Raw genomic sequence first — 23,882 nt, forward strand, 5'->3', positions numbered from 1 at the left:
GAAATTCACCAGCGCTCTTTTAAAGACGCGGAAGTGATTTTAGAGACAGTAGAAAGATTCCCATTCTTTACTCCCTCACTGATCGAACTGGCAACCCGTTTGTCAATGACTCATTTCACTTCCCTGGGGATGGTATTTGCAGTGATGGCCCTGGGAATTAAATTTCCGCCAAAGAGGAAATCCGCTGTCAATCAGAAACTGCAACAAGCAGAAATGGGTTTCTGCGACAGCGGAATCGTAGACAGACTGTGTTCTGCCGATGAACTGCTTTTCATAGATGAAACCCGTAAACCCGGAAATTATCTGCGGGCTACAGAAAAATTTCTGGAGAGAGGCCTGTCCGTGGTTGTGCTTCTTCCTCATCTGTCTCAGATCGATTTCTGGGTGAAAAGGCTCTCTGCAGTCCAGGCCGGGCTTGCGGTGCTGCACAGTGAGTTGCCTCCAGGCAGAAAGTACCTGGAATGGGAAAAAATCCTGGCTGGGTCAGCCAGAGTGATTATCGGCACAAGGCAGGCTGTCTTCGCGCCTGTCAAGACCGGAAGCGTATTCCTGGTCTTTGACGAAGAGTCTGCCCAGCATCGGGAAGAAAGCAGGCTCTGCTACAGAACCTCGGAAGTGACCAGACTGCGCAGGGAAATCGAGGGAGCGAAGGTGATAATTTCATCCTGCAGCCCATCAGCTGCCACGTTCCAGACAGTTACACACAAATTAATCACAGGTTATCCACAACCTGTGGATAAAATAGCGGAAGATTTCAGATTGTCGTTGTCTCCCAATGTTATTAACAATATAGTTTTCGAAGAGCTTATCCACAGGATCAAATCAGCTCCTGAAGGGACGCATTCTCAAATACTTTTTCCCGGAAGCGGATACATCAGGTCTGTTATCTGTGGAAAATGTGGATTACTGATGCGCTGCGGGAAATGCGGAATTCCGCTGCATTTCGACCGTTCCATCATATTCTGTCCTGACTGCAGAGGCGAACTTAATTCCTGTCCTGGCTGCGGTGCTTCGTCATTCAGATTCGGTTCAGGGGGCAGGGAAAAAATCGCGGATCTCCTTAAAAAAAAACTGGGCGGAGAATATCCGATTCAGATCATTGATTCCTCAGATCTGGCGGTAGACAGTAAAAGCAGGGTACTGATCACACCTCTTAATATTTACTTTCCTCAGAGGAGCAACTGTGAAATTCTGGCACTCCTGCACCCGGACATTCTGCTGCTGCAGAATAATTATCAGAACAGCGAAAAGTTTTTCCAGACCATGCGCCGCTGTTTTCTTCTCCTGCAGCAGAAAAAAATCCGCTCAATCTATGTTTTCTTCAAACTCCTCGATGCGGAGAATCTGCTTTATAAATGCTGGGAAGGGCAATTTTCAGGTAATCCGACCAGATTTTATAAACAGGAACTGTCCTCCAGGAAGAGAATCAACTACCCGCCGTTTGGCTATCTGCTGAAAGTCATCACTAAGGCCGGAAAATCTGCCTCTGTTTCAGAACTTAAAATCAGACTTGATCAACTGACAAGTGGGAAAGCCTTTTTCCTACCCGAATACCCAGGCCCAAAAAGCGGTAACGAATTTCAATGCCTGCTTTCGATCCCAGAGGATCATTATCAGAAAATCAGCGCAGAGCTGAATGGATTTCTGGATGACCTGCCTGGAAACGTGAAAATACAAATAGAACCGCAGTGATTCGACCTGTTGAGGCTTAGAGCCTCTTATAAAATTTTTTCTACGCTGTAGCTGGGGTAAACATTTTTTAGAGGCTCTTAGTCTACTCTGTGCGTTTGCAAAATTGATGATTCCGCTCTAAAATATTCCCGTAAATCCATTCCAAGGACAATGCCATGGAAATAAAAGTATACGGCAACCCGTCGCTGCGGCAGAAATCCGAGCCAGCGAAGATCACCAAAGAGGAAATCAACCTGGCCAGGGAGATGATTCTTGCTCTGCACGAAGCCAAGGGAGTCGGACTGGCAGCCCCTCAAATCGGAAAGAATCTGCGGATTATAGTGATGGATTTGAAGGAAGGGGGCGGAGAACCGGAGATGCTCTTCAACCCTGAAATCTACTGGACATCAGATGAAAGCAACGTGTATGAGGAAGGATGCCTCTCCTTTCCCGAGATCACAGCCGAGATCGAACGACCCACAATGATCAAATACACATATTGCAACTGTCAGGAGCAGATGGTGGACAGATATGCAGAGGGACTGGAAGCCCGCGTGGTCCAGCACGAAGTGGATCACCTCAACGCAGTTCTGATCATAGATCATGTCGGGACTACCAAATTCAATCTCTTGAAAAAGAGACTCAGGGAACTCAAACAGACAGGAGCATCCCAGAAATGAAGGTTGCCTTTCTCGGTAACCCTGAATTTTCAATCCCATCCCTGGAAGCGCTGCATCAAAACCATCAGATTACCTTCATTGCCACGTCGCCTGACCGCCCTGCCTGCCGCGGCATGAAACTGCAGCAGCCTGCGGTGAAAATCTGGGGAGAATCCCATGGAATACCGGTTCATCAGGTGGAAAAACTGGATCGTTCCATGGAGTCAATGTTCCGGAACCTGGACGCAGGTATAGTGGTGGCCAGCTGCTTTTTTGTCCCGGGCTGGCTGCTCAAGCGGCCTGGATTCGGATTTCTCAACCTTCACCCATCGCTCCTGCCAAAATACCGAGGCCCTTCCCCGGTCGCCTATGCACTGCTCAACAGCGATAAAACGACAGGAGTGAGTATCATAAAGCTTAGTTCAAAGCTGGATGCCGGTCCGATCCTGCTTCAGCGGGAAGTGGAGATCTCTCCGATCGAATACAGGCCTGTGCTGGAAGAGCGTCTGAGCCGCATGGGAGCAAAGATGCTGCTGGAAACCCTGGATCTTTTTGAAACCGGGAAGATTCAACCGCGTGAACAGGATGAGAGCCTGGCCACTCATGCGCCGCTTCTGATTAAAGAAGACGGGATCATCGATTTTTTCCGCTCTGCCCAGCAGATCAATGACCAGATCAGGGCGCTCACCCCATGGCCCGGCTGCTTCACGAACTATCTCGGCTGCCCGCTCAAGATTACGGCGGCCCGCGTGCATTCCAGCGAAAAATCACCACATCAGCCCGGCCTTGTTTTCAGCGCTCAGAAAGAAAACCTGCTGGTAGCCTGTGGAAGCGGAGTGCTGGAAATACTGAAGCTGCAGATGCCGAGTAAAAAGGAAACCGAAGCCTGGGCTTTTGTCTGCGGCTATAAAATCGAGGGGACTGTGCTGGGATGAAGATTTCCGGAGTATTCAAATTACTGTTGCCTCTGTCACTCTCAGCTGCAAGAGTTCTGTCCATAGATGAATTCACAGTCAGGCGGGGATTCGTGAAGCTCAATAATCTGCTGATATCAAGGAAATTTCAGAACAGGCTGCCTGTAAACAGGCTTCTGGTCCTGCTGCCAAGCTGCCTTCAGGACTCGGAATGTCCGCACCGCCTGCTCTTCAGATTGAAATGCTGCACAAACTGTGGAAACTGCGATCTCGGCAGGATCATAGTACTGAAAAAACAGCTTGGTTTCATGCTGGCAATCGCTTCAGGAGGCAGGTTTGCCAGAAAAATCACGGCAGAGCTCAAACCGGATCTGATCATAGCCGCAGCCTGCGAATATGACCTGAGCCAGGGTCTCTGCGAACTTGATACCCCGCTGTTCGGAATTTTCATCCGTCAGCCGGAAGGTCCCTGCATTGACACCAGGATCAGCCTGAAAAAACTGAAGCAGGCGCTGCAAGTTTTCAGGTTAAAAGAAACGGGGTGTCTGTGATGCGGATTCTTGGGATTGTAGGGTCGATGAGAAGGGACAAGTATACGAATCTGCTGGTAAATCAGGTGATCAGCGAGATCAGGGAAATCGAACCATCCACTTTTGAAATCATCCAGGTGTCTGATCTTGACGTCAGCCCCTGCAGGGTAGTATGTTCAAGCTTCTGTGCTGGTCATCCATATGAATGCAGCATCAAAGACGACGTAGCCGGAGTTCTGCAGAAGATCGAACTGGCGGATGCGCTGGTGATCGGCGCGCCCCTGTATTTCAGAGGTCCTCCGACTAAATTCCAGGCCCTGATCGAGCGGATCATCGCCCTGTTTTTCTCTCTTGAATCAGCCGGGACCCGCGGCATTGAAGCCGGTTTTAAGAATAAACCGTGCGGCCTGGTCGGCGTGGCTGAGTATACGAATCCTCTTCAGGTGCTGGAGTATCTGCACGATTTCGCGAATCTGCTGGGAATGAAGACCGTGAAGGTGCCCAGACTTCCCTATCTGGGTGTAGGCGGCCAGGGAGATGTCAGGAGCGATAAGATCTTCAACCCATTCGAGAGGTCAAAGGAACTGGCGGAAGCGCTGGTGAGGGAATTTAAAACATCACAGACTGCACCAGAATCCGAGTTGTAACCATCTCTGTTTAGTAATATCATTGAACCAATAATTACAGCTTTAAGGGGGATCGATGAGCAAAAAACTCAAAATCGATAAGTCGCTTAAGATGTTCGAGGCTGCCAAGGAATATTGCCCTGGCGGAGTCGTTGGCATCAGGAAACCTGAGAATTTCATTCCGGGAGAATACCCGGTTTTCATCAAAAGCGGCAAAGGCGGACGGATCACTGACGTTGACGGCAACGAGTACGTGGATCTGCTAGCCTCCTATGGCCCGATCATCATTGGCCACAGGGAAGAGGAAATCGACAATGCAGTGATCAATAAAATCAAGGCAGACGGTTTCTGCTTCAACCTGGCCCAGCCGCATCAGACCGAACTGCTCGCCCTGCTGAGGAAGCACATTCCCTGCGCTGAAATGAGTTTTCCGGTCAAGACAGGATCAGACGCTGCCACTGCCGCAGTACGCGTGGCCCGAGCCCATGCAGGTAAAGACATGATCCTGCGCTGCGGTTATCACGGCTGGCACGACTGGGCGATTGCAGTCAAGAACGGCATTCCAGGCAACTGTTACAAGGATGTGGATTCCTTCCATTACAATGACATTGACTCGCTCAAGGCCAAGATCGAACTCTACAAAGGCAATGTGGGAGTAGTGATCATGACTCCCATAGACCATGAGCTCAATGAGCCGATCCAGGAGCCGAAGAACGACTTTCTGAACAAGGTGCGCGAACTCACGAAACAGAACGGGATTGTCCTGATCTTTGACGAGATCCGCACCGGCTTCCGCTTCAGCCTGGGCGGTGCCCAGAAATATTACGGGGTAACCCCGGACATGGCGATATTCGGCAAAGCCATGGCCAACGGCTACCCGATCTCAGTGGTTGTCGGCAAACGCGAAATCATGCAGAGCTTCGAGGACAAGCATGTCTTCGTCTCTTCCACCTTTTTCCCCAACAGCATGGAAATGGTGGCTGCCATCGCCACGATCAACTTTTTGGAGAGGGAGAAGGCCCTGGACCTTGTGCATGCCAATGGCCGGAAAATCCGCGACGCGGCACTTGCCTCCATTGACAAGACCGGTGTTAAGGCCATCTATTCCGGACTTGATCCGATGCCTTTCTTCACCTTCTTCAAGGATTCGGATAAGAAAGAGGATAAACGTTACCGCGACAGGCGCAACCTGTTCTACACCGAGCTGGTGCGGGCCGGAGTATTCATGCAGCCGTTCCATCACGGCTATGTCTGCTACAGGCATACTGACAAGGATATTAACCAGGTCTGCTCCGCAGTCGCGAATGCCTTTGAAGTGGTGGCCAAGGCGATTCCCTGAAACACAGTTTTAAAAATTTAAGGTTCCAAGGAGATAGCTATGGACAATCTGAATTACAAATGCCCCAAATGCGGAAATACTGCTTATAAAGTCGGGGAAATCCGCGCTTCCGGAAGCTACTGGGGAAAGCTCTTTGAAGTGGAAGGCCGGCGCTTTTCCACAGTGACCTGCGAGAACTGCCATTACACGGAATTCTACGAAGCAGATACCAGCATGCTGGGCAATATTTTCGACTTGTTCGTGCACTGACGGCTGTTATGATCTCCAATTCAAGAGTTGCCATCGAAGCCGTCCGCCGCAGAAACACCCTGGAATTCCTGGTAGGTAAAATTTCCGGGCAGAAGTATGCCAATATCCAACCTGAGATCAGAGAAATCATGCTTTCAGCTCTGGCCGAGCATTTTTTCACCACAGGTTCGCATCCAGGTGCGGTCGTTTCTTCGGCAGTGGAGAAAGCCAAGAAAAAATCCAGAAAAAGCGCGGGATTCGTGAATGCGGTTTTGCGTAAAGCTGTACTCAGGCCGGATTACCGGGATTCGCTGCCAGGACCTAAAGAATCCAACTACAACTCCCTTTTATATTCATTCCCTGAGTGGATCATCAGGGCTACGCAGAGCGCCTTCCCTGACTGGGAGAAAGTGCTGGACACCTTGAACCAGCCGCCTCCAAACACTTTGAGGCTCGATCCAGGTTCAACAGGTGAAACAGCCAGAACCTTGGAACTGGAAGGATACAGGCTCGCACCGGCTCATCTGCCCTATGCTTACTACTACAATGAACCTAAAAATCTGCTTGACTCAAAAGCCTGGTCACAAGGCAAATTCTATTTTCAGGATGAAGGCTCGCAGCTGATCGCTGAAATCGCCTCCACTTTTTCCGCGGATAAAGTGCTGGACCTATGTGCTGCTCCCGGTGGAAAGGTCACACTTCTCGCTCAGAAATGTCCTGAGAAAGTTTATACTGCCACAGATCTCCCTGACAGAATTCCGCTGATCAGGGAGAATCTGCAGCGGATGAAACTCAGCAATGTAAATATCATCGGACTTGATCAACTGAAACCCGGATATGATCTGATTCTGGTGGATGCACCCTGCTCCTCTCTGGGTGTGATCAGAAGGCATCCGGAAATCAAGTGGGAAAAACAGCAGAAAGACCTGTCGAATTTTCAGAAGACCCAGGAAAAGCTGCTTGATCAGGCTTTCAATCTACTGAAACCGGGTGGAGCGATTTTCTACAGCGTCTGTACTTATACGAAAGAGGAGACCGGCGACCTGCTGAATCTATTCCTGAATTCCCAGATCGATGCCAGGATCGAAACTCTGGAATACAGATTGGACCGTCTGAATCTGAAATTTCCCTGCTTCATCAAGCCTGGATTTCTGGAAATGGACGGATTTTTTCTGGCACTATTAAAAAAATGCTGATTCTCTAGAATCCCCAGAAAAAGTTGACCCCGACAGCCCTGCGGTTTTTGTTGCGGTCATTTTCCAAGGTCAGATCTGTATTAAGATGCTTTCTCTTATAACGAATTCCTGTATTGATGACGTTGTAATTCCCGCTTTGGAAGTCCTGATTGGCTTCACCCAGAAAATACAGCGGGTAATGGAAGATTTTCGCTTCAATCCCGAATGAAGTCAGAAATTTATTCTGCCCCCCCCATGTGACATAACGGATATTGTTGAGAAGCTGTGTCCCTTTCCAGGCCGGAGCATAGTAAGCGGAAGCCATGTACAAATCGACCCTGGTACCGTTCCAGCCCTGGCTGAAGAATTTGCCTTCGCATCCGAGTGAGAATTTGAAGAAATTCCGCGCAAAACGGTTCGAAAGAATCTTCATCCCAGCTTCAGTGGAGTAATGACGCCGATAGATGCCGGATTTTTCTTTTTCCAGCAGATCTGCACCCAGATAGTAGCTCACAATCTCATTTGGAGAATAGATCAGTTCAGAGCAATTGAATCCTGAATCTATCGAATCCGCTTTGGAATTGTTATCTTTATAAACCAGATAGCTGAAAGTGTTCACCCAGCGCTCAGCTGGGATATCAGTACCCTGCATCTCTATCAGTCTGAAACTCCCGGTGGGAGAATAATCCTTTTTTGGAACTGGTACATCTTCTGCTTTGATACCTGTCAGTTTTTCCTTGATCTCCCTGGCAGTTTCCTCTCTCACCTGTTCGCGGTCGGAATTTACTTCAGCCTGGGTTTCCGTTTCGGAAGTACCTTGATCGAGTGTCACTACTTCCATTTTTGAAACACTCGCAAGCTCGGGATCTTCGGCCACCCAGCGCGAGAGTCTGTCGTATTCCGAAACCAGAAAATCATAGTCAATGCTGAAATCTTTCAATTCCAGCTTGAGAAATTCGGTCAGTTCCCTCAATTCCGGCAATTTACTGCGCATTTTGAAGAAAAGAGGTCTGCGCTCTGATTCTCGTGTATCGAGTTCCAGATAGGATTGGTTGATCAGTATGGAAGCCAGTGCCTGAGCCATCTCAGCACTGGTCAGCCCGCTGTCTGCATCCATGTATTTGCTGAGTTCCGGGATGCCGGAGAGTTTGACCAGTTCATGAAGCTGTTTGTAGGACGGATGATATGCCGGAACTTCCTCTGAAAAAACAGCTGTACAGAAAATCAATAAAAAAAATAAATAAAATTTGTTCTTCATCAGTATGAATATCGGAATTATCAGCTTGAATCTTGAGACCTAGTTTCAGTGATTTTGGTTGGCGGTTACATTTTCTCCGAAAAACCGATAATCAACGCTCCCCGCATGGCTTGACAGTTCTGCTCCAAATCAGGATAATACTGTTAACCAAAAATCGGAGGTTACGGATGAAGAAGACTCTCACGATTCTCCTCGTACTGGTCTCCCTCGTTGCCCTGGAGGCCAGGCAGAACTATCTCGACTACAATTTCAAGCACAATTATTCCCTGTTCCTGAATTTCAATGGTTACCAGCCCGACGATATCATGACTGCAGCGGGAAGCAGTATGCGCGGTACATTGGTGTGCGGCGGCTTCGGCTGGTATCCCTCCAAGGACTGCCTGCTCGATCTTTCTTACGGTACTTACAGTGAAACTAAAGACAGCCACAAGGGAGAAGTCAATCCCCTGCTGATCGAAGCAACCTGGTTCCACAATCTCGCCGACAACTGGCAGTTTCTCTATGGCATCGGTACCGGGTCCTTTAATGTCCATTACCAGCCAGTAGCCAGTGGCACCATTTACTCAGACAGCGTCTGGGGTTTCTCTACCCGTCTCGGATTTGCTTATCTGGTCTCAGAATCATTCAATATCTCTCTTGAGGGTAAATACCTCACTGCAGACGTGAATGACCTGATTCCCTCCACCGCAGCAGTTGCACCCTGCGGTTCAAGAGACATCTCTGTTTCTGACTGGACATACGGCATCGGCCTCAACTTTACTTGGAAATAGAAGTTAAAAATTGAGTCTAAAAAAGGGGCTGACTGCCCCTTTTTTAAAAAACCATTTCATCTCCATAACTTAAGTCTCCCGATTTTTTTTCCGATAGGCAGTCACTATCAAATTTAGTAATCCGGTTAAGTCTTTAAAGTCCTGCAAGTGCAGGACTTTTTTTTGAGGATACTGTCTCCTCCCCTTTGCCTTGCCACATCCAGCCTGTTAAACTATTCTGATGTCCGCTAACCAGTATTTCCAGATTTTTCTCTCCCCTGGCGGCCGGGAAGTCCTGGTAGCCCGCAGTTCCGCGTCCAGCGAATTTCTGACATTCGGCGAAGCGGCACCGCATGATTACTTTATCCATGTCGAACATACCCCGGGCGCTCACACGATCCTGCGCCGCGAATCGGGTTCTGACGAAGTATCCAAGGAAGACCTGGAATTCGCAGCCAGGCTTGCTGCCCTGCACTCCAAGCAGAAAAAAGCCAGCCGCGTCAGCGTGACCTACACTGAAGTTAAAAACGTCAAAAGAGCGCCAGGTCCATATAAAGGCACAGTGCTGGTTTCCCGCACACGCAAGATCGTGATCAATATCAGTGCGGATGAGCGCAAAAAAGTCTGAACCTTCTGAAAGCCACTAAAACAGCACTTTGTGACAGATTTCACTTGATTATTTAAGGCAGTCGCTGTAAAATTCAGGCGAATGGAGTTGGAGATTCGGTACCAATCTTTATTATAAGGAGAGAACACATGGGAAAAGATTTCAAGACCATCGATGGCAATCACGCGGCATCCTACATTGCTTACGCGCTGTCAGAAGTTGCGGCCATCTACCCCATCACCCCGTCCTCCACAATGGGTGAAAACGCCGACGAATGGGCTGCCCACGGGCAGAAAAACATTTTCGGCGAGATTGTGGATGTGATTGAAATGCAGTCCGAAGGCGGAGCTGCCGGAGCGGTTCACGGCTCGCTCACAGCCGGAGCATTGACCACTACCTTCACCGCCTCCCAGGGTCTGATGCTGATGCTTCCCAATATGCATAAGATCGCCGGCGAGCTTCTGCCGTGCGTGATCCATGTTTCCGCCCGTTCCCTGGCCTGCCAGGCTCTTTCCATATTCGGCGACCACTCTGATGTAATGTCGGCACGCAATACGGGTTTTGCGATGCTCGCCTCCAACTCGGTTCAGGAAGCCATGGATATGGCCCTGGTGGCTCACCTTTCCACCATGGAATCCAGGATCCCGTTCCTGCATTACTTTGATGGCTTCCGCACTTCCAATGAAATCCAGAAAGTCGAAATGATCGATTACGATACCATCAAATCCCTGGTGGATATGAAGTATATCGAAGACTTCCGCAATACGGCACTCAGGCCTGACAAACCCAGAATCAAAGTCGGAGCCCAGAATCCGGACGTTTATTTCCAGGGCCGGGAAACGGTCAACAGTTTTTACGATGCATTGCCCAGCGTTGTGAAAAAGTACCTGAAAAAAGTCGGCGAAAAGACCGGCAGAAAATACAACCTGTTTGATTATTACGGAGCCAAGGACGCAGAAGACCTGATCGTGATCATGGGCTCAGGCGCTGAAATCGTACAGGAAACCATCGATTATCTGTCTGCACAGGGGCAGAAAGTCGGAGCAGTGATCGTGAGGCTCTACAGACCCTTCTCGGTCAAGGATTTCACCGACTGCATCCCGGCAACCGCCAAGAGGATCGCTGTGCTGGACAGAACCAAGGAACCCGGCTCACTCGGCGAACCGCTGTTCCTGGATGTCACGGCTGCACTGTTTGGCCGCAACCTGAAGATCATTGGCGGCCGTTTCGGACTTTCCTCCAAGGAATTCACCCCCACCATGGTCAACGCAGTTTATCAGCATCTCAAGAAAGACGGTTTCCACAATTTCACAGTCGGAATCAATGACGATGTGACACATCGCTCTGTGAAAATCACCGAAGAGATCGATGCTGAACAGAAGAGCGTGCGCCGCTGCAAATTCTGGGGCCTGGGGTCTGACGGCACGGTCGGTGCCAATAAGAACTCCATCAAGATCATCGGCGACCACACGGACATGTATGCCCAGGGTTATTTCCAATACGACTCCAAGAAATCGGGCGGCATCACAATTTCCCACCTGCGTTTCGGAAAAGAAAAGATCCGTTCCTCATATTACGTCACCAGGCCCAATTTCGTGGCCCTGCACAATCCGGCTTACATTGGCCGCTATGACATCCTGGAAGGGATCCAGGAAAACGGCACATTCCTGCTCAACTCCACCTGGACCGGCGAAGAAGCCTTCAACAACCTGACCCGCGAAATGCAGGAAACGATCATCAACAAAAAGATCAGATTCTACAACATCGATGCCCGGAAAATTTCAGAGCAGCAGGGACTTGGCGGCAGGATCAACACAGTCATGCAGACTTCCTTTTTCCAGATCTCCGAAATCCTTCCTGAAAAAGAAGCCATCAGCCTGATCAAGAAAGCGGTAGAAAAGGAATTCAGCAAAAAAGGCAAGGACATCGTGGAAATGAACTGGAAATGCATTGATGCCGCTGTCAGCGCCCTGGAAAAAGTCAAGATCCCGGCCACTGTCAAAGACATCAAAAAAAGCGCTCCCAACATTAAGCTGCTGCCTGACAAGCCCACGGATTTCATGAAAAAAGTGATTGAGCCCGTGATGCGTCTTAAAGGCGATGCTATCCCGGTTTCAGCCATGCCCATCGACGGCGGCGTGGAATCCGGCACTGCAGCGATTGAAAAGCGCGGAGTTTCACCTTATGTCCCGCACTGGATTCCGGAAAACTGCATCCAGTGCAACCGCTGCAGCTTTGTCTGCCCGCACGCTTCCATCCGCACCAAGCTCGTCAAACAGGCAGACCTGGCCAAGGCTCCCAAAACATTTAATGTGGTCGAAACCAAACCTGCCAGCAAGACAGGCCTCAAATTCCGGCTGCAGGTATACACCGAAGACTGCCAGGGATGCGAGTCCTGCGTAAACGTCTGCCCTGCCCCCAAAAAAGCCATTGCCATGGCTGACGTGGAGAAAGAAAGAACAGACGGCCAGCTCGAAAACGCCGAATTTTTCGGAAATCTTCCTGACAACACCCTGGAGGGTACAACCCGCGAAAGCCTGAAGGGCAGCCAGTTCTGCCTGCCTTACATGGAATTTTCCGGAGCCTGCGGCGGATGCGGCGAAACACCGTACGTGAAGCTCGTGACTCAGTTATATGGTGAACGGATGATGGTCGCCAATGCCACCGGATGCTCTTCGATCTGGGGCGGAACTTTCCCCACCATGCCCTACACCAAGGATAAGAACGGACATGGTCCCTCCTGGGCCAATTCACTGTTCGAAGACAATGCCGAATACGGTTTCGGCATGAAGCTCGCAGTCAATTCCAACCGCAAGCAGCTGCGCACCAATCTCGAAACTCTCAGACAGTACGAGATTCCCGAAACCACCAAAACCCTGATTGCTAAAGCGCTGGACAAGTGGACTGTGATCGACACCGAGTCCCTTGAAAATGCCGCGAAATTCAAGACCGAAGTGCTGAAGCTGAAAGGCAAGCTCAACGGAGACCAGGCTAAGACACTTGCCAAGGTGCTGGAACTGATGGACTACATCACGGACAAATCAGTCTGGATCTTCGGCGGCGACGGCTGGGCCTATGACATCGGCTACGGCGGTCTGGACCATGTGCTGGCCATGGGCAGAAACGTGAATGTGCTTGTGATGGACACTGAAGTATATTCCAATACAGGCGGGCAGTCCTCAAAATCCACCAATCTGGGCGCGATCGCCAAGTTCGCGGCTTCCGGAAAACGCACTGTGAAGAAAAACCTGGGCATGATGGCCATGAGCTATGGCTATGTCTATGTCGCCTCCATAGCCATGGGCGCAAATCCGAATCAGACTGTGAAAGCGCTCGTGGAAGCCGAATCCTACCCCGGACCCTCGATCGTGATCGCCTATGCCCCCTGCATCGCCCACGGCATCAAGGCCGGACTCGGCAAGAGCCAGGACGAGGAAAAGAGGGCTGTGGACTCGGGCTACTGGACATTGTACCGCTATAACCCGCTGCTGGCACTGGAAGGCAAGAATCCGTTCCAACTGGACAGCAAGGAACCGACCATGTCCTATCAGGAATTCCTGGAAGGCGAAGTCAGGTTCTCGGCCCTGAAGAAGACCCACCCGGACGACGCCAAGCGCCTCTTCGCCGAAGCCGAGCTGGCTGCCAAACAGCGCTATGCCTACTACAAGAAGCTCGCCGAGATGGAGCAGTACAAAGTCGACGCCACGAAGACCGAGACTGCGAAGAAGGAGAAAACTGCTGAGGCTTAGAAGCCGTTAAATCTGAGCGCAGCGAAGATTTTACGGCTTCTTAGTCCCCGTAACACAGTTGTTACTGCTACTGTGTGGAGTGGGACTTAGAAGACCGGATTAATCTTGAAATTAGTGTACTGAAAAAAGCCCCTGAAACATGGGGCTTTTTTTCACGAGCAGAAAAAACGGCTTTCAAGGTTGTGTTTAGTTTTTTAACCACATAGGACTTAATCCAGTGCACTGAGAATCACACTGTCCAGGTGACAGGCTTCGAAAAAAAATCAATACACAGTAACCAGAGCTTCGCTTTTCGTCTATCGCTATTAATGTTATACTCCATATAAAAAGGCGGCGCATGGCGTCAATTAGATTCGACGCAGAGTCATGACTGAAAATACACTACAGAATGATGTGAAAGCTGAACCAACTGGTTTAGGTCTGAGGCTTTTAGCCTATTTTATCGATCTACCATTGATTTGGCTTATTGTGCTACTGATTCCAGAATGGTGGTTAAAGTTACTCTTTGGAGAGTCATGGTACCTGTTCGATCTCTTGATGATTTTCTTCTATTTCACTGCAATGGAATGTACCGGAGCTCGTGCTACTCTTGGCAAACGGCTACTAAGGCTGCAAGTTTTAAGTGCAGACCGTAACTTCCCTGGAATAATTCGGTCTGCGGCCAGGGCTTTCGCACCTTTCGTTTTCAGCTGTTTCTTGATCTTTCCCAGGAAGCTGCTATTAAAATCATTGGCTTTTCCTCAATTCTGGAGCTGGTTTTTAATGCAAATTTCCCTACTGTTCGTTTTTTGCATGCTGGTTTCATTTCTGACTGTTTTACTTACAAAACGAAAACAAGCAATTCACGATATTTTTACGCGTACTATGGTATCAAAAACACAGACGGTTTCAGTTATTAGAGTTGCAGGCAGTGTTATGCTTTCGATGTTGTTTCTGATTCTATCCTTTCTCTTTCAGATCTATTTACTGTCCGCAGCTCAGAATAGAAGTTCCAGACTGGTGTACAGCCTGAGTGTGAACAATCTGCATGGAAAGATAAAGGGATATGAGTTCAGTTCCAAAAACTCTGTCCAATCCCTGGAAGTAGTTTTGAATTCCATCAGTGACCTACAGATTGATGAGAATGTAAAGGATGAACTCAATACGGCTTTTCATAATCTGGATCAGGATAGGGTCTGTGGAATTTTGGCTGAAATCAAAAGTCTGAACAACTCGGGAAAATTATTCCTTCTGCAGCAGGCTTTGCAACGCAGTTTCGGGAAAGCCGCAGAATTGATTATTGACAGTGGTCTGGACGTTACCCATGATACTGACTTTTTGAACAGGATATTGGACGAATTGATGTTCCGTAAACTTCCAAATTGTTTGACCCTGGTTGAAAAACTTATCTCAAAAGGAATGGACCCCAATCTCAAGCTGCGAATCGGGCAGACAATGCTGGATTGTGCATGTGAAAATGATCAGCCGGAAATTGCGGAGTTGCTTCTTTCGAAAGGAGCCGATCCTAACTGCAGAGCCCGCAATTTGGATACACCTCTTGCAAAAGCAGCACAAAACGGGAAATCTGCTCTTGCCTCTTTGCTTATCAAACATGGCGCTGATGTAAATCTGTATGGACATGGTGGTGTTACGCCATTAATAACAGCAATTGAACAAGGGCATGCCGACCTTGCCAAGCTGCTGCTGGATAACGGAGCTGATCCAGAAAAGCCTAGTAAACTTTCAAAACTCACTCCATTGGAAACGATAAATAAAAAGCTGAAGGACGGATCAATTTCTAAGGACTCTTCAGACTGGTCATATGTAGCGACTTTTCTTGAAAGTCATCAGAGCCTAGTGAAGTGGGATAGTCCCACACTTGTTTCAGATCTCATTACAGCAATCGAATTAGGTAAGACTGAAGAAGCCAAGACCAAGATCATGGAGTTAAAGAATCCTGATGAGACTGACTGGTATGGTTATACTCCGCTGCATGTTGCCTGCTGCCATGGTGATATCTCATTGGTCAAGCTTCTGGTAGAAAAAGGGGCTGATGTCGGCAAACCTGATGAAACTGTGTATGCCAAGTGTCCGCCGATCATTTTGGCATTGATGCCTTCCCTATACTCCAAAAGCCGGGAGAACGAAAACCGTCTGCACAGACCTGATCCTGAAATCGTAAACTACCTGATCGAAAAGGGCGCAGATTTGAATGTTGCATCCGAAGATGGCTGGACGCCGCTTGCTTGTAGTGTTAATAACCTTACTATGTTATCTCTTTTGCTGGAGAAGGGAGCTGATGTTAATTTCAAAGGAAGGAATGACAGGTCAATTTCAGCTCTGGAGTGGGCCATCAGTGGTAACCTCATTAGCACTGTAAAATTTCTGGTGAATAAAGGAGCTGCGCTGAAATTCAGTGGAAGGAACGTCAACGCCCTGTGGATGGCATGCGAAAAACTTACTGACAGTGACCTGATTGATAAAGATGCCAGTAGAGCAATTTTGTATCTCTCGACTAAATCCAAGTATCTCAAATTTATTGACAGCGAAGCAATTGCATATTCACTGGCGTTGAATTTTTCTCCATACTCCAGACCAGATATGGAGGAGATGACAGAGTGTTTTCTTGATACATCAGTAGAAGTAAATGCCATTGATGTAAATGGTACAACTGCATTGATGCTGGCTTCACTGGCAGGCCACTCCAAAATAGTCGAAAAACTGATCGCTAAAGGAGCTGTTGTATCGGACAGAAACAATTATGGAATGGATGCCTTCACTTTTGCCTTGCTTTCAGGAGACATTGGTACAGTAAAACTGCTGTTGAAAAACAACGCTCTGGCGGCATACGGGGACAGCGGCAGGAAAAAAAGACTGTATAGAGTGCTGTACTACGACATGTGCGGCTGGCCTCTGAGCAGGTCTTCCATCTACATGAAAGTTCAAAACCTCGCGCCATTCCTGAACAAGGTGTATTTTCCTGATAATGGAAATCCATATGCAATGATCAAACTCTTGCAGGAGTTGAAGCTTTTAAACAGCAATGAACTGCTGGCTCTAGCCGTAGTCAATCAGGAGTATTCATTGATGAAAAAGTTGATCCTGGAAGGCGCGGATGTCAATGCCAAAACGCCTGATAAAAAAACTATCCTGGCTTTGGCACAGGACAGAAGCGACTTTGAAGCAGTGGAAATCTTGAAGAAATATGGTGATGTGCGAAAGGCCAAGACGGATGCTGGAGTTATAAAGAATTCATCAGGCGCTTCAACCAGCAACAGTCGTTCGGAATTCAATTCTCAGAATTATCTCGATCTGATGGGACCGTTCAAAAGAGTCGAGGAAAATGTTTCAGAGAGCATGAAAAGTCAGTCATTAGTCCTTGGATTTCGAAACAGGCTCTGGATTTTCGGGGGCAAAAATGATGGCGAAGCTGTAAATGAAGTCTGCGTTCTGGAAGACGTTGAAGACAAGAGCAACTGGAAACATGTGTGGATACCACCGGAAAACTTGTTCTCACCGCGTTATGGTCATGGCGGAGTTAGCTTCAAAAACGAACTGTTCATAATAGGTGGGGAAGACGGTAAGGGAAATGTTCTCAACGATGTGTGGAACTCTAAATATGGACAGAAATGGGAGCTCATTCTGGAGCATGCGCCTTTCAGTCCCCGTTACGGATTCGGTCTTTGCGAAATTCATGGTGAGATATTCCTGATCGGTGGAAGGGACAAGGAGAGGGTTTTCAATGATGTCTGGCGCTCCAGCGATGGGGTGAAATGGGAGCAGGTGAACCAGGAAAAGCCTTTTCCCGAACTGGAAGCTTTTGGCTGCGTAGCTGCGTTTGGCAAGATCTGGATCATAGGCGGAAAATCCAAGGACGGGCTGACAAACCAGATCTGGACCTCCCAGTTTGGAACGTCCTGGGAGCTATCAGCAGTTGACCCGCCGTTCTCAAAAAGATACCGCGCTGATCTTAAGTTCATGGCCAACCGGCTCTGGCTAACCTGCGGGGCCGGTGAAAGTGAAGATGAAGGCGGTCAGATTGTAGCTCTGGGCGATGTCTGGTATACAGCAGACGGAGTTGAATGGAAAAAGATGGGAAATGATGAAGTCACTCCCAGATTTTTCCATATGACAGGTCACTGTTTCAAAGGGCTGTACATTTTCGGTGGTGAGAACGAAGAACATCAGGCGCATTCTGATGTCTGGAATCTGTTCCTGGGCAAGTCCCGCTGCCCGATTGGCCTGGATAAACTGGAAGATTTCTAATGAAAGTATCTGCAAAATGAAGAAGAAAGTTTTAATCCTAATTATGCTTCCAATTCTCTTTTTCTTCTCCTTCAAGCTTAAAAGCATTGTTCTTGTATTGCTTAATTTGGGAGAATCGATCTTCCACGGCTGCTCCTCTTATGAAACTGCAAGTATGTGCTATGAGCTTGAAAAAAAAATTGACCCAAAACATTTTCGCGGATACAAGCTGTGCCTGCTAGGCAATTGCTATTTCAACTTGCATGATTATAAAAAAGCCAGCTTAGCATTCCGTGAAGCATTGAATTATCCGGATTATAGGTACTATGGAGTTGACACTGCAAAATGGTTTCTTGGAGAGTCATACTACCGGATGGGCAGCTATGAATGTGCTGTTGAGGTGTTGTCAAGTGTAGCAAAAGGGAACACACAAGTAGACTTAGCATATTGCATTTATAAAACCGGGCAAATTGAAAAAGGGATAGATGGGCTGAAAACTTATGTTCAAAAAACTCCTTACGATCCTCACCCTCATGAACTGCTGATAAAAATTTATCTGGAGACAGGGCAGCATGGAAAAGCAAAAGAGGAGTATGAGTTTTACAAAGCAAACTATAACAAAGATCAGTACGAACGAAAGGTAATCGAAGAGTACGAAAAATACTTCTCTGCCACACATGAAATTTTTCAGGCGAAAACCAATGAGGCACTTGCCATACAGCCACCGGCATTGAAAGCAATCGCACAATCATCAGAGAGCATATCAGTAAAAAACTCGTATTTCCCAGAGGCATACCTGTCTTATCTTGAAATAAATGATCCCATACTCGGGAAAAGCCACGCTTCAATGATTGGATATAACAGAAAGCTCTGGATACTTGGAGGAATGGAAAACATTGACCAAGGGAATACTGTCAACTTTTTTGAGTTTGATAGTAAGTATAAGATATGGTGGAAAGGAGTTGTCCCGGACGAATTCACATTCCCCCGGCGTTATGATCACTGCTCTGTGATTTTTCAAGGCAGGTTAGTGGTTATCGGCGGTTGTAATGAAAACGGGAACCAACTCGACGATGTCTGGTCTTCTGCCGATGGATTTCACTGGAATTGTCTGACAAGACACAGCACTTTTGGCCCACGAAGTGATTTTGGTGTATGTGTCCATAATGACGCCCTTTTTCTAATCGGCGGAACTGACGGAAAAATCCTGTTCAACGATATCTGGAGATCAACAGACGGGATAAACTGGGTTTCCATCTGCAGTAATGCTCCTTTCGAGCCATTCCGCTCATTCGGGTGCACCACGAAGGCAGGTAGAATTATAGTAGCTGGTGGTATTAATGATGAAGGAAATCCAATTAGTAAAGTCTGGAGTTCAGCTGACGGTGTTTCATGGGAACAGGCCTGTTCAGATGCATCGTTCGGCGAAAGATTTTCCCCATATTTAGCTACCTTCAATGATGTAATTTATCTGATTGGTGGATATGGTGGGCATTTCGAAAAGGGCACCACTGGCGAACTTTGCAGCGATATTTGGAAAAGTGCTGATAGTATCCGCTGGGAAAAAGTAACTGGTGAAGTTGTTGCAGGCAATTCAAGGACATGCGCATCCCTTAACAACAAAATTCAGATTTTAGGCCCAACTCGACATTCCCTAAACTCCAACTTTTGGTCATTTTCGCCTGACACAGGAGCATTGAATCCTGCCAACTTGGAACTGCCTGGGTTTGCGAGTGCAGATTATAGTGAACAAGATACAGAGTTCGTTTTTTCCATGCCAACAACATGTGAGGTTCTATTGCATGAAGCCGAGAAGGGCAGCGTGGAAGCAATGACCGACTTAGGAGTTGTTTACTATCAACAGGGGGAGAATAACAGGAAGTATTACAAGGACTCTTTCTATTGGTTGAAAAAGGCTGCTGATAAGAACCAGGCAGATGCCCAGTACTATCTGGGCGAATTGTACTATTCAGGCAGCGGAACTTCACAGAATACTAAAGAAGCATTTGTCTGGTTTCAGAGGAGTGCAGAGCAGGGAAATGTCAGGGCTCAGTGCAAAATGGGTCTATTCTGTGAGAATGGCTATGTTCAGCCCAGAGACATAAAAAAGGCTGTCGGATGGTATGAAAAAGCAGTTACACAGAATGATCCGGAAGCTCTGTATCTGCTGGCTACAGTTTACACATACAGTAATGAGGTCATGTATGACAGTAAAAAAGCTATTGAGTTATGCACCAGAGCAGCTGAAAAGGGTTTTCCTAAAGCACAGTCTGTTCTTGCAAATCTTTTTTACTATTCCAAGACTCCTCAGCATTATGAAAACGCCCTGAAATGGTATCTGAAGCTGGCAAAAGGGGGGAATGCATTTGCAGAGCACATGTTGAGTGTTATGTACTACTCCGGGCAGGGAGCGCCTGAAAACCCCGAGGCAGCTGTTAAATGGGCTGCCCTGGCTGCCAGGCACGGGAATGTTATGGCTCAAGGCAATTTAGGAATCATGTATGAGTATGGAACTGGTGTGCCAAAAGATCTGAAGAAAGCAGAGGATCTGTATCGACTGGCTGCAGAACAAGGAAATGAACTTTCCCAGTTTCACCTGGGCTCGCTATATGCAGATGGAAAGGGCTTAAAACAAGATTTCTGTAAAGCTTACGCCTGGACCAGCCTTGCAGTTGCACACGGATGCGAGGACGCAGTGAAGGTAAAAAACGAAACTGCTTCTAAGATCACCAGAATGCAGACAACTAGAATCGATAAGCAGGCAGTAGAGTGGAAACCCAAAGTGAAAGTTGCTGAGTCATCTGTAAATACTAATGACAACTTGAGTTATTTTTCGGATAACGAAAGTGACCATAGGTACTTTACTTTGAAAGTGAAATTCTTCAGTGAGCTGACCGATACGGATGAGATATCAGGAACTCTTGAGAGTTACAAATGGAAAACTAAAGGTATCTCTGATGACATGATTTCATGGGAAATGCTGACTTTGCCGGATGGCTCTTCCTTTGAAATCGAGTTTGAACGCGACAACAATTGTTGGCAACAGGCTCCAGTGATCAGAGGAAAAATCTCTGGGAGCAATCAGACTCTTCTTGTAAAAGTTTATCCAAAGAAGTATGTCTTTTCAGCTGTAATCCTACCATTGGAAGCCTATGATGACGGCGTTCGCTGGAAGTTGAAAAACGAACAGCGCTGGAGAGATAATAGCGAAACAGTTGAAATCTTTGGAGCGAGAGAGCTGACAGTGGAATTTAATTTGGTAAATGACTGGAAGCTCAGTACTAGTAAAGGCATGGAAAACGTTGATGGAAATAAGGCTCGCAAACTTGACTATTGGCAGTATAGCAATTGTAAGGAACAGGAATTCTATTTTTATCGTGGAAAATGAGTTGTTTAATACTACATCAGTGGAGCTACTGAATGAAATTGAAAGCTGAATTAGCACCGTCAGTTTTAATTCTCTTCTTTTTGTGCACCTCTTTCACATTTGCCGCAAATGATAACGCTGGTGACAAGAATCATCAAGATTTGTACCCTGCCGAATTCTGGACAGCGTTGAAAATCGGTGATATCGATACACTGAACAAATTATATCCAGAAGAATCTGACATTCCCTCCTTTAGAAAAAAAGGGACGAACTCTTATTCTACCTGGCGGGGTCCACCCATTGAAACAACCGCTACCTACAATCAGATTGAAGCCGCTGAATGGCTTAAGCAAAGAGGGGCTATTGTCACAGGCAAAACCTGGTACAATGCTATAAAGAGTTCCAACACTGATTTTGTAAAATGGCTGATCTCTCAAAATGAAGAACTCAATATTTTGTGTCTTGTCGAATATCGCTATGGATACATTACTCCACTGAGCATTGCTGCCCTGTATAACAGGTCAGAGATTACCTCACTTCTCCTAGATGCTGGAGCATCAGTTTCATTAAGAGGACAGCAGAACTCACCCGGTCAGTTTTTGGAGTCTTCTTTGTCATTTGCCTCCAGTCCAGAGGTAGCGATACTTCTTATTAACCACGGAGCTGATGTGAATGAAATTGCTGAGGGTGGATTTTCACAACAGGAGTATCCGAAAGAAGCTTCCGACTTATTTAGCGAGCTCAAGGACGACAGATACAGCACTTACCGGGGTGGGACACCGCTAAACTGGGCTTGTCGCAGTGGCAGGCTGGATGTGGTCCAGACTCTAATCAACTATGGAGCTGTAGTCAATCAGAAAAATGGCTATGGTGTGACTCCGCTGATGGCAGCAAGCTTCTGCGGGCAGGAGAAAATTGTGGAATATCTTATTGAAAAAGGAGCTCTGATTAATGAGCGTGATTACATCCATTGCAGCACTGCTATGATGCAGGCAGCATATCAAGGACATCTGGGAATTGTAAAAATACTTTTAGCTAAAGGAGCTGATCCTGCTCTTCTTTACTATGCTCAAAGGAAAGCAGACCGCCCGCCGGGATCTTCAAAATACCTCGATGCATACAGCAAACCTACTGATGAAGTTCATGTTTACAATGCGCTTGACCTAGCCAAAATCCAGGGATACCAGGAAGTTGTTTCAGTATTGTCTCAATGTTCCCGGGCCCATTTCAGGCCGACTGAGGATGTGAACCTAAGCAACGATAATTCGACAATTGAGCACGGAAGATTAACTAGGATTTACCTTTCCATTCCACTGATACTTCTTTTGCTCCTCATGTTGGCAAAAGTAAGGATGCGGAGAAAGGGTTGAAGAACATGGCGAGTAAGTCTCAAACTCAGCAGCAAACAACCAAGCTTTCAATTGACTGATATTCAGAAATGATTTCCAACTAGTGGCGACAACATTGCACATGCGCTGTGTAATTTAGCTTTTTAACTTGCGATTTGCACAGAGAATGTGTATTATTACAATATGATTACTCGAAACATTACTGAAGAGCTGATCAGATCGGCAAAAGAGTATCCGGTTGTAACAATCCTTGGACCTCGGCAATCCGGTAAAACGACTCTGGCTCAAATGACTTTTCCTGATCAACCGTATTTCTCCCTGGAAGACCCGGACGTAAGAAGCGCGGCCGAAGCAGATCCCCGGGGATTTCTCGGTCAGATGAAGACAGGCGGGATACTTGATGAGATACAGCGTTTCCCCTTATTACTCTCATATATCCAGGGCATTGTCGATAAAGCAGGGAAAAAAGTTCATTTCATACTGACCGGCAGCCATCAGCCATTGCTTCATGAAGCGATCAGCCAGTCATTGGCTGGAAGGACAGCTGTTCTGACATTGTGGCCTTTTTCCATTTCTGAACTCCGTAATTACAAACCTGACTGGTCTCCATCCGAATTGATAGTCAAGGGCTGTTTTCCAAGGCTTCACCAGGATGACCTTGACCCGAGAAGGTTTTACAACAGTTACCTGCAGACGTACATCGAACGTGATGTGCGCGCATTGATAAATCTGCGCGACCTCTCTCAGTTCCAGAAATTTCTTACTCTGCTTGCCGGCCGCGTGGGACAGATCGTCAACTTTTCTTCTCTCTCAAACGATACCGGAGTTTCGCATACGACCATCAGAAACTGGCTCAGCGTCCTGAAAGCCTCAAACGTAATTTACGAACTTCCCCCGTTTTTTGAAAATATCAGTAAGAGGGTAATCAAATCTCCCAAGATTTATTTCTCTGATACAGGTCTGGTTGCATTTCTATTGGGCATTCACACAAAAGAACAGGCTGCCCATGATCCATTGCGCGGCAATCTGTATGAGAACCTTATAATCGGAGACATTATAAAAGGGGCTTTTAACAAGGGGATAAAACCGGAACTCTATTTTTTCCGCGACTCGCACGGGAATGAAGTCGACCTTCTGATCAGGGAAAATGGCAGGTTGATTCCTGTTGAAATCAAGTCGGCAGAAACGTTTTCCATTGATTTTGTGAAGAGTGTGAAGCGTCTTGAGGAGTTTGAACTCAAGCGTGTGGCTAAAGGAGTAATCCTTTACAATGGAAATCAGCAGTTCAATATCCAGGGTATCAGAATTTTCAACCCTATTCTGATTAGTAACATTTGGGAAACCTTGACTCTACCTATAGAGCAAAACGAAGTTGAGTAATCTGAAAATGAGTACCCGCTAATCGCATTTTTCTTCCCCCAATTGCGCTGTTTTAAG

General features: G+C 47.3%; 16 protein-coding genes. 15 read left to right on the plus strand and 1 reads right to left on the minus strand.

The window, feature by feature from the left end:
* The 8 genes from PHW04_10105 to PHW04_10140 form a co-directional block, all read left to right on the plus strand.
* Nucleotides 1-1,692, plus strand: a 1,692-nt coding sequence (locus PHW04_10105) for a hypothetical protein (GenBank protein MDD2716237.1), incomplete at its 5' end; no start/stop codon positions are given.
* A 155-nt stretch (nt 1,693-1,847) separates the two neighbouring features.
* Nucleotides 1,848-2,351 carry a peptide deformylase gene (gene def / locus PHW04_10110; GenBank protein ID MDD2716238.1) on the plus strand — a complete coding sequence of 168 codons (504 nt, stop codon included), beginning with the start codon at nt 1,848-1,850 and terminating at the stop codon, nt 2,349-2,351.
* On the plus strand, nt 2,348-3,265 hold the full coding sequence (gene fmt / locus PHW04_10115) for a methionyl-tRNA formyltransferase (protein MDD2716239.1): 918 nt from the start codon (nt 2,348-2,350) through the stop codon (nt 3,263-3,265). The genes def and fmt overlap by 4 nt, the downstream gene beginning before the upstream one ends.
* On the plus strand, nt 3,262-3,795 hold the full coding sequence (locus PHW04_10120) for a DUF116 domain-containing protein (protein MDD2716240.1): 534 nt from the start codon (nt 3,262-3,264) through the stop codon (nt 3,793-3,795). The genes fmt and PHW04_10120 overlap by 4 nt, the downstream gene beginning before the upstream one ends.
* Nucleotides 3,795-4,421, plus strand: a complete 627-nt coding sequence (locus PHW04_10125; protein ID MDD2716241.1) for a flavodoxin family protein — start codon at nt 3,795-3,797, stop codon at nt 4,419-4,421. The genes PHW04_10120 and PHW04_10125 overlap by 1 nt, the downstream gene beginning before the upstream one ends.
* Before the next feature lie 55 nt (nt 4,422-4,476).
* Nucleotides 4,477-5,739, plus strand: coding sequence for an aminotransferase class III-fold pyridoxal phosphate-dependent enzyme (locus tag PHW04_10130; protein ID MDD2716242.1), 1,263 nt, complete (start codon nt 4,477-4,479; stop codon nt 5,737-5,739).
* A 39-nt stretch (nt 5,740-5,778) separates the two neighbouring features.
* Nucleotides 5,779-5,988: a zinc ribbon domain-containing protein gene (locus PHW04_10135; GenBank protein MDD2716243.1), complete on the plus strand. Its 210-nt coding sequence runs from the start codon at nt 5,779-5,781 to the stop codon at nt 5,986-5,988.
* An 8-nt stretch (nt 5,989-5,996) separates the two neighbouring features.
* A complete protein-coding gene (locus PHW04_10140; GenBank protein MDD2716244.1) occupies nt 5,997-7,163 on the plus strand; it encodes an RsmB/NOP family class I SAM-dependent RNA methyltransferase in 1,167 nt (388 codons plus the stop codon).
* A gap of 4 nt (nt 7,164-7,167) precedes the next feature.
* Here the strand turns inward: PHW04_10140 and PHW04_10145 are convergent, their stop codons facing one another.
* Entirely contained in the window at nt 7,168-8,400 is a 1,233-nt protein-coding gene (locus tag PHW04_10145) for a hypothetical protein (protein ID MDD2716245.1), read from the minus strand.
* A gap of 167 nt (nt 8,401-8,567) precedes the next feature.
* Between PHW04_10145 and PHW04_10150 the strand changes: the two genes are divergently transcribed.
* The 7 genes from PHW04_10150 (at nt 8,568) to PHW04_10180 (ending at nt 23,825) form a co-directional block, all read left to right on the plus strand.
* Nucleotides 8,568-9,170 carry a hypothetical protein gene (locus PHW04_10150; GenBank protein ID MDD2716246.1) on the plus strand — a complete coding sequence of 201 codons (603 nt, stop codon included), beginning with the start codon at nt 8,568-8,570 and terminating at the stop codon, nt 9,168-9,170.
* Between the two features lie 220 nt (nt 9,171-9,390).
* Nucleotides 9,391-9,777 carry an NFACT RNA binding domain-containing protein gene (locus PHW04_10155; protein ID MDD2716247.1) on the plus strand — a complete coding sequence of 129 codons (387 nt, stop codon included), beginning with the start codon at nt 9,391-9,393 and terminating at the stop codon, nt 9,775-9,777.
* Nucleotides 9,778-9,905: 128 nt separating this feature from the next.
* Nucleotides 9,906-13,505, plus strand: a complete 3,600-nt coding sequence (gene nifJ / locus PHW04_10160) for a pyruvate:ferredoxin (flavodoxin) oxidoreductase (protein ID MDD2716248.1) — start codon at nt 9,906-9,908, stop codon at nt 13,503-13,505.
* Nucleotides 13,506-14,420: 915 nt separating this feature from the next.
* Nucleotides 14,421-17,750 carry an ankyrin repeat domain-containing protein gene (locus tag PHW04_10165; GenBank protein MDD2716249.1) on the plus strand — a complete coding sequence of 1,110 codons (3,330 nt, stop codon included), beginning with the start codon at nt 14,421-14,423 and terminating at the stop codon, nt 17,748-17,750.
* Between the two features lie 16 nt (nt 17,751-17,766).
* The gene (locus tag PHW04_10170) at nt 17,767-21,117 is read left to right on the plus strand and encodes a kelch repeat-containing protein (protein MDD2716250.1); all 3,351 of its coding nucleotides are present in this window, start codon (nt 17,767-17,769) and stop codon (nt 21,115-21,117) included.
* A 32-nt stretch (nt 21,118-21,149) separates the two neighbouring features.
* A complete protein-coding gene (locus PHW04_10175; GenBank protein ID MDD2716251.1) occupies nt 21,150-22,466 on the plus strand; it encodes an ankyrin repeat domain-containing protein in 1,317 nt (438 codons plus the stop codon).
* A gap of 162 nt (nt 22,467-22,628) precedes the next feature.
* Nucleotides 22,629-23,825, plus strand: coding sequence for an ATP-binding protein (locus PHW04_10180; protein MDD2716252.1), 1,197 nt, complete (start codon nt 22,629-22,631; stop codon nt 23,823-23,825).
* Nucleotides 23,826-23,882 lie beyond the last annotated feature (57 nt).

The sequence above is a fragment of the Candidatus Wallbacteria bacterium genome (assembly GCA_028687545.1).
Classification (GTDB): Bacteria; Muiribacteriota; JAQTZZ01; order JAQTZZ01; family JAQTZZ01; genus JAQTZZ01.